General features: G+C 68.5%; 5 protein-coding genes. 1 reads left to right on the top strand and 4 read right to left on the bottom strand.

Features of this window, described 5'->3' with window-relative positions:
• The first annotated feature begins 465 nt into the window (after window positions 1-465).
• Window positions 466-2262, top strand: coding sequence for a coagulation factor 5/8 type domain-containing protein (locus ACZ5VQ_RS15015; protein ID WP_469105237.1), 1797 nt, complete (start codon window positions 466-468; stop codon window positions 2260-2262).
• Between the two features lie 89 nt (window positions 2263-2351).
• Here the strand turns inward: ACZ5VQ_RS15015 and ACZ5VQ_RS15010 are convergent, their stop codons facing one another.
• From ACZ5VQ_RS15010 to ACZ5VQ_RS14995, 4 genes are all read right to left on the bottom strand, one after another.
• Window positions 2352-3191: a carbohydrate ABC transporter permease gene (locus ACZ5VQ_RS15010; protein ID WP_469105236.1), complete on the bottom strand. Its 840-nt coding sequence runs from the start codon at window positions 3189-3191 to the stop codon at window positions 2352-2354.
• The gene (locus ACZ5VQ_RS15005; RefSeq protein ID WP_469105235.1) at window positions 3188-4552 is read right to left on the bottom strand and encodes an ABC transporter permease; all 1365 of its coding nucleotides are present in this window, start codon (window positions 4550-4552) and stop codon (window positions 3188-3190) included. Before ACZ5VQ_RS15005 ends, ACZ5VQ_RS15010 begins: the two co-directional genes overlap by 4 nt.
• A 5-nt stretch (window positions 4553-4557) precedes the next feature.
• On the bottom strand, window positions 4558-5883 hold the full coding sequence (locus tag ACZ5VQ_RS15000; protein WP_469105234.1) for an ABC transporter substrate-binding protein: 1326 nt from the start codon (window positions 5881-5883) through the stop codon (window positions 4558-4560).
• A gap of 74 nt (window positions 5884-5957) precedes the next feature.
• Window positions 5958-7631, bottom strand: a complete 1674-nt coding sequence (locus ACZ5VQ_RS14995; protein ID WP_469105233.1) for a glycoside hydrolase family 13 protein — start codon at window positions 7629-7631, stop codon at window positions 5958-5960.
• Window positions 7632-7776: the final 145 nt, after the last annotated feature.

The raw sequence follows: 7776 nt of genomic DNA, 5'->3' as shown, positions 1-7776 counted from the left end.
TTGTCTCCGCCGCCTCCACCCGGAGGGGGGGGGGGGGGGGGGGGGGGGGTTTTTTTTCCCCCCCCCCCCCCCCTACCCATTCCCGTCCCTTACTCAGGGGCTCCGCCCCCGAACCCCCGCTCCTCAAACGCCGGAGGGGCTAAAGACTGCACAGCCGCCCCCACACCGGCACCCGCACCGGGCCGTCCTCGGATCGGCCAACTCCTCGCGTCACCAACCCGTGCGGCCCTTGGCACGCACAAGGTTCATCTCTCCCAGCCCAGAAGGCACTTACGTCTCCCTCCCCGCTTCCGGCCTCATCTCAACCGAAACGGCGAGATCAGTTGATGTTCACTCAGTAACAGCATGCATGGACTCCGGTCACAACTCTTGACGTGTGGTTCACGTGGATGAAGCATTCATCGGCGAGAGAGCGCTCCCTGAACCCCCCACCGTTCATTTCATGAACCAGGAGTGTCGCCCCCCATGACCCCTTCCCCCACAGATTCCTCGTCCTCCGGCAGAACTCCCCTCGCCCGCCGGTCGGTTCTCGGCGCCGTGGCCGCGGCGGCGGCCGCGCCAGGGCTGCTCGCCCTGTCGTCGTCGGCATCCGCCGCTCCCGCCCGCGCCCGGGCCCTGCCGGGAGGTGGCGATCTCGGCCCGAACGTCATCGTCTTCGACCCGTCCACCTCAGGTATCCAGGCCAAGCTGGACCAGATATTCGCCCAGCAGGAGACGGCGCAGTTCGGCACGGGCCGCTATCAACTGCTGTTCAAGCCGGGCACGTACAGCGGGCTCAACGCCCAACTCGGCTTCTACACCTCCATCGCCGGGCTCGGTCTGTCTCCCGACGACACCTCGATCAACGGGGACGTGACCGTTGACGCGGGCTGGTTCAACGGCAACGCCACCCAGAACTTCTGGCGTTCGGCGGAGAACCTCGCTCTCACCCCGGTCAACGGCACCAACCGCTGGGCGGTCGCGCAGGCCGCTCCGTTCCGGCGCATGCACATCCGGGGCGGTCTCAACCTCTCCCCCAACGGCTACGGCTGGGCCAGCGGCGGTTACATCGCCGACAGTCGCATCGACGGCACGGTCGGTCCGTACTCGCAGCAGCAGTGGTACACCCGCGACAGCTTTGTGGGCGGCTGGCTCAACGCCGTCTGGAACATGGTGTTCTCGGGCGTCGAGGGCGCCCCGGCGCAGACCTTCCCGAACCCGCCGTACACCACGCTCACCACCACGCCGATCTCCCGCGAGAAGCCGTTCCTCTACCTCAACGGCACGGAGTACCGCGTCTTCCTGCCGGAGAAGCGCGTCAACGCGCGCGGCACCACCTGGGGAGCCGGCACGCCTCGCGGTACGTCACTGGCGCTGACGCAGTTCTACGTGGCGAAGCCCGGCGTCACCGCCGCCACCCTCAACGAGGCACTCACGCAAGGCCTCCATCTGCTGCTGACGCCGGGGATCTACCACCTCGACCAGCCGATCCAGGTCAACCGTGCCAACACCGTGATCCTCGGCCTCGGTTACGCCACCCTGATCCCGGACAACGGTGTCACCGCGCTCAAGGTGGCCGATGTCGACGGCGTCCGCCTCGCGGGCTTCCTCATCGACGCCGGGCCCGTCAACTCCGCCACGCTGCTTGAGGTCGGCCCCACCGGCGCTTCGGCCGACCACTCCGTCAACCCGACCACGGTGCAGGACGTCTTCATCCGCATCGGCGGCGCGGGCGCCGGCAAGGCCACCACCAGCATGGTGATCAACAGCCGCCACACGATCATCGACCACACCTGGGTCTGGCGCGCCGACCACGGCGCCGGAGTCGGCTGGGAGACCAACCGGGCCGACTACGGTGTCCGCGTCAACGGCAACGACGTGCTGGCCACCGGGCTGTTCGTCGAGCACTTCAACAAGTACGACGTCCAGTGGTACGGCCAGGGCGGCCGCACGATCTTCTTCCAGAACGAGAAGGCGTATGACGCCCCGAACCAGGCCGCCATCCAGAACGGCGACATCAAGGGGTATGCCGCCTACAAGGTCGCCGACACCGTGACCACGCACGAGGCATGGGGCATGGGCAGCTACTGCTACTACAACGTCAATCCGGCGATCCTCCAGCACCACGGATTCGCGACGCCGGTCAATCCGAACGTGAAGTTCCACAACATCATGGTCATCTCACTGGGCGGTCAGGGTCAGTACGAGCGCGTCATCAACGACACGGGCTCGCCGACCTCGGGATCGGACACGGTGCCGTCCGTGGTGACCTCATACCCGTGACCGGACCACCGTGAGGGACCGGTAGGGGGGCGGGAGGCAGGAAATCCACCCCCGCCTCCCGCCTCCCGCCTCCCGCCTCCCGAGGGACGTCACTTCACCGACCCCGCCATAACCCCCTGCACAAAGTGCTTCTGGAAGGCGAAGAAGACCACCACCGGCACCACGAGGGACAGGAACGCCCCGGGCGCGAGCACATCGATGTTGCTACCGAACTGCCGTATCTGCGACTGGAGTTCAACCGTCAGCGGCTGCGAGGAACTGTCGGCGAAGAGCAGCGCGACAAGCATGTCGTTCCAGACCCACAGGAACTGGAAGATGGCGAGACTGGCGATGGCGGGACGCCCGACCGGCAGCACGAGCCGCGTGAAGATCCGCCACTCCCCACCGCCATCCATCCGCGCGGCCTCCAGCATCTCCTTCGGCATCTCGGCGAAGTAGTTCCGCAACAGGAAGATCGCGAACGGCAGTCCGTAGGAGACGTGGAACAGCACGACTCCGGGAATCGTGCCGAACAGCCCCAGCTCCCCGAAGAGTTTGGCCACCGGCAGCAGCCCGATCTGCACGGGCACCACCAACAGCGCGACCACCAGCAGGAAGAGGGGGTCACGGCCGGGGAAGTCCAGCCAGGCGAAGGCGTACCCGGCGAGCGCGGCAATCACGACGACGAGGAATGTCGTCGGCACCGAGATCAGCACCGTGTTCCAGAACGCCTGCGTCATCCCCGAATTGCCCAGCAGCGCCGAGTAGTTGTCGAAGGACAGCTGCCCGGGAGAGGCCAGCGCGGTCCACCAGCCACCCGTCGCGGTCTCCTGGGCGGACCGCAGCGAGGAGAGGAACAGCCCGGCGAGCGGAGTGAGCCAGACCAGGCCGACCAGCACCAGGAACGCCTGCACGAGACTGCTCGCGAGCCCCCGCCTGATCGCGTTCATCGCTGACTCCCTCGGAAACGGCGGACGTTGAAGACCATGGCGGGGATGACCAGAAGCAGGAGCAGCACACCCAGCGCACTGCCCAGGCCCTGGTTGTTGCCGCCGCCGAAGGACACCAGCCACATCTGGGTGGCCAGCACGGTGGCGTCCTCCTGCACCGGACCAGGCGCAATGATGTAGACGAGGTCGAAGACCTTCATCACGTTGATCACCAGGGTCACGAAGACCACGGTGAGGACGGGCCCGAGCAGCGGCACGGTGATCCGGCGGAAGATCTGCCACTCGTTGGCGCCGTCCATCCGGGCCGCCTCCAGCGCGTCACGCGGCAGGGCGGCCAGCCCGGCCCCGATCAGCACCATGGCGAAGCCGGTCCAGATCCACAGGTACGCGCCGATGATGGCGGGCGTCACGAGCGCGGGACCGAGCCAGGAGATGCCCTCGTACGGCGCGGCGAAGTTCGAGGCGGGCAGCCGCACGGTGTACGAGCCCGGATCGAGGCCCTGGAAGCGGAAGGAACCGTCGGCCGCGGTGGTGCCGCTCGCGACCGCCGCACCGTCGCGAACCGCCTCGACCTTCATCTCCGGCAGCCCGCTCTCCGTCCTGTCGACCTTGCCCTGCTCCCCTCCCCCACCACGTGTGAAGTCGAGGTAGACGACACCGCGCAGTTCGTCGGCCGACGCCTTCCGCCCCGACGCCGGGTACGCCGACCGCGCGTCCCCCGGCAGGTCCTCGGCACGTACGCCCACCAGACCGAGCCCGACGGTGTCACCGGGGGACGCGGTGGCCGTCGTACCGTACGAGCCGTCGGCGGCCTTGGTCAGGCCCTGGCCGTCGCGGGCCCGGGCGTTCGGGTACGACGACGCGTCCTTGAAGGCGTCGTGCACGGAGACGGCGGCGGCGTTCAGGACGCCCTTCTCGGGGTCCTCGTCGTACGCGAGGCGGAAGATGATGCCCGCGGCGAGGAAGGAGACGGCCATCGGCATGAACAGCAGGAGCTTGAACGCCGTCGCCCAGCGGATCTTCTCGACCAGGACGGCCAGGACGAGACCGAGACCGGTGAGCAGCGTCGGTGCGACGACGACCCAGATGGCCGTGTTCCGAACGGCCTTGAGCGTGGCCGGGTCGCGGAACATCTCGGTGTAGTTGTCGCCGCCCACGAACCGGTTGCCGGAGGCGTCGAAGAAGCTGCGGCCCACGGAGAACAGCACGGGGTAGACGACGAGCGCGCCGAGCAGGAGCAGGGCGGGGAGGACGAACGCGACGGCGATGATCCGGGCCCGGCGCCGGGCGCGACGTCTGCGTTCGCGGTCGGCCGGGGCGGCGGGCGGCGGGCTCGCCTCTTTGAGGAGCGTGGCGGTCACGGCGATCAGCCCTTGTACGCCTTGGCCGCCGCCTGCTCCAGCGCGGCGGCGGTCCCCTTCGGGTCGGACGGGTCGCGCAGGAAGTCCTGGAGGAGCTTCCACTCGCCGGCGCCCTTGGTGCCGCCGAACGCGGCCGGGGCCTGGTCCGACATGTCGAAGCGGACCGAATCCCCCGCGTCCACCAGGGACTTGGCGGTCTCGCGGGTGATGTCGTCGCCGTAGGAGGCGAGGTCGAGCTTCTTGTTCGGGGAGAGGAAGCCGCCGACCTCGGCCCACACGGCGGAGGCCTCGGGGGTCGCGAGGTACTCCAGGAACTCCATGGCGGCCTTCTGACTCTTGCCGTCCTTGAGGACGACGGCCGCGTCGCCGCCGCTGACCACGGGTGCCTTGCCGGTGCCGACCGCGGGGAAGGGGAAGAAGTCCGCGTCCTCGCCGATCTTCCTGCCGAACTGGTCCTTGGCGACGCCGGCCACGAAGTCGCCCTCGTAGACCATGCCCGCCGTGGGCTCGGGCCCGAAGACCTTCTCGACGGAGCCGGGGAAGTCGGTGTTGAGCGCGCCCTTCTGGCCGCCGGCTATCAGCTCCTTGTCCTTGAAGAGCTTGCCGAGGGTGGTGAGGGCGTCGACGACGGTCGGGTCGGTCCACTTGATCCTGTGGGCGGCCAGGGCGTCGTACTTCTCGGGGCCGGCCTGCGAGAGGTAGACGTTCTCGAACCAGTCGGTGAGCGTCCAGCCGTCCTGTCCTGCGACGGAGAAGGCCGCGAGGCCCGACTCCGAGACGGTCCGCCCGGCCTTCAGCATCGCGTCGTACGTCGTCGGTGTCTTGACGCCCGCCTCGTCGAGGGCGTCGGGGCTGTACCAGACGGTCGACTTGTGGGCGGCCTTGAAGTAGAGGCCGTACAGGGTGCCGTCGACGCTGCCGTAGTTCTTCCACACGCTCGCGTAGTTGCCGTCGACGGACTTCTGGGCCGTCTTGGAGAGCGGCTTGAGCCAGCCCTCCTTCGCGAACTGCTGGAGCACGCCGACCTGCGGGACCATCACCACGTCGGGGGCGTTACCGCCCTCGATCTTGCTGCCGACCACCGTGGAGACGTTGTCGCCGGTGGACGTGAACTGGGTCTTGGCGCCGGTCTTCTCGGTGAACGCGTCCAGGACCTTCTGGAAGTTCTTCTGCTCGCTGCCGGACCAGACACCGGCCACGTTGATCGTCTGACCGCTGAGCGGCTTGTCGCCACCGCCCGCGGAGACAGGGCCTCCTCCGCAGGCGGTGGCGCCGAGGGAGAGCGCGAGGGCGGTGCAGCTCGCGAGCAGGGTCGTACGTCGTCGCATCATCGTTGATGTTCCTTCGAGAGCAGGAGAATTGACGGTCAGTCAGCCAAGGTGGGGGTGGTACGGGAGTCGGCCGCTCAGGGGTTGGTGCAGTCGCTGATCCACCAGGCGGCCGTCGAGCCGGGCAGGACGCCTGGCGCGCAGGGGCCGCTGGACAACAGGGGTGTGCCGGAAACCGGCGCGGACGTCGGCGCCGTACCGAAGTTGACGGCGCACACCAGGCCGTCGCCGCGGACGAAGGCGAGGACGCCGGGCTGGGTGTCCAGCCAGCGCAGCGCACCCTCGCCCAACTGGGGCAGCCCGGCCCTCAGTTGGAGTCCGTCGCGGTAGAGGTGCCAGAACGAGTGGGTGTCGGCGAGGGCGCGGTCGGTGGCGTACTCGGCGAAGTAGGCGGGCTGCGGCAGCCATGGCTTGGCGCTCTCGGCGCCGGAGGTGAAGCCGAACGGTGAGGCGTGCCCCGACCACGGCAGCGGCACCCGGCAGCCGTCGCGGATCCGGGCGCGGCTCCCGGTGCGGCGGAAGATCGGGTCGGTGAGCACGTCGTCGGGCAGATCGACGACCTCGGGCAGTCCGAGCTCCTCGCCCTGGTAGATGTACGCGGCTCCGGGCAGCGCCAGCATCAACAGCGCGGCGGCGCGGGCGCGGGCGGCGCCCAGGCCGCTGCCCTCGGTGCCCAGTTCGCCGTAGCGGGTGACCGTGCGGACCTGGTCGTGGTTGTTGAGGACCCAGGTGACCGTCGAGCCGGTGCCCGCGATGTCCTGCATGGCGTGGGAGATGACCTTGCGGAAGGCGTCCGCGTTCCAGGGCGCGCTCAGCAGGTCGAAGAAGAAGGCCTGGTGCAGCTCGTCGTGGCGTACGTACAGGGCGTGTTCGCGGGCGGTCGGCACGGAGACCTCGCCGACGAGCAGCCGCTCCTGGCCGTCGCGGGCGGTGTACTCCTCGCACACCGACCGCCAGTGCCGCCAGACGTCGTGCACCTCGGGCTGGTTCCAGGCGAGCGGGTTGACCGAGTCACGGGTGCGGGCGTCGGCCTCGGGGTCGGGCGAGTCCGGCAGCTCGGGGTGCTTGTAGAGGCCGGCGGCGACGTCGATGCGGAAGCCGTCGACGCCCCGGTCGAGCCAGAAGCGCAGGGCGTGGTCGAAGTGGGCGCCGACCTCGGGGTTGCGCCAGTTCAGGTCGGGCTGTTCGGGTGTGAACATGTGCAGGTACCACTGGCCGGGGGTGCCGTCCTGCTCGGTGACCCGGCTCCAGGCGGGGCCGCCGAACATGGAGTGCCAGTTGTTGGGAGGCTCGGAGCCGTCCGGGCCGCGGCCGTCGGCGAAGTGGAAGCGGGCGCGGTTCTCGCTGCCCGGTGCCGCGACCAGAGCCTCCTGGAACCACGGGTGCTCCTCCGAGCAGTGGTTCGGGACGATGTCCAGGAGCACCTTGATGCCGAGCCGCCGGGCGTCCGTCATCAGCAGGTCGAACTCGCTGAGGTCGCCGAAGACCGGGTCGACGTCGCAGTAGTCGGCCACGTCGTAGCCGTGGTCGTGCTGCGGCGAGGGGTAGAAGGGGCTGAGCCAGACGCCGTCGACGCCCAGCTTCTTCAGATACGGCAGTCCGGCCCTGACCCCGGCGAGATCGCCGATGCCGTCGCCGGTGCTGTCCAGAAAACTCCGGACGTAGACCTGGTAGATCACTGCGTCGCGCCACCAGCGGTGCATGTCGATCGTCACCCGTTGACCTGTCTGTGCGTGCCTCCGGTTATGCATGCATGTTAAGTAGCCGTGTCGCGCAGGTGTCAACGAGTAGGCGGAGAGTCCTCAGAAGTTGGGGTTTTATAGGAGGATATTTCTATCCACTGATAGCCGAGACGAGACGTGCGCGTTACCTAACAAGTAACCAGGGCCCGTCGAG

The organism is Streptomyces sp. NPDC033178 (genome assembly GCF_055577685.1).
Note: the sequence above shows the minus strand (reverse complement) of the source record. Positions and strands in the feature narration are given on the sequence as shown.

What these genes read in the sequence shown, in the direction of transcription:
- ACZ5VQ_RS15000 (WP_469105234.1), bottom strand. Translation starts at nt 5,883, where the DNA reads ATGATGCGACGACGTACGACCCTGCTCGCGAGCTGCACCGCCCTCGCG.
- ACZ5VQ_RS15015 (WP_469105237.1), top strand. Translation starts at nt 466, where the DNA reads ATGACCCCTTCCCCCACAGATTCCTCGTCCTCCGGCAGAACTCCCCTC.
- ACZ5VQ_RS15010 (WP_469105236.1), bottom strand. Translation starts at nt 3,191, where the DNA reads ATGAACGCGATCAGGCGGGGGCTCGCGAGCAGTCTCGTGCAGGCGTTC.
- ACZ5VQ_RS14995 (WP_469105233.1), bottom strand. Translation starts at nt 7,631, where the DNA reads ATGCATAACCGGAGGCACGCACAGACAGGTCAACGGGTGACGATCGAC.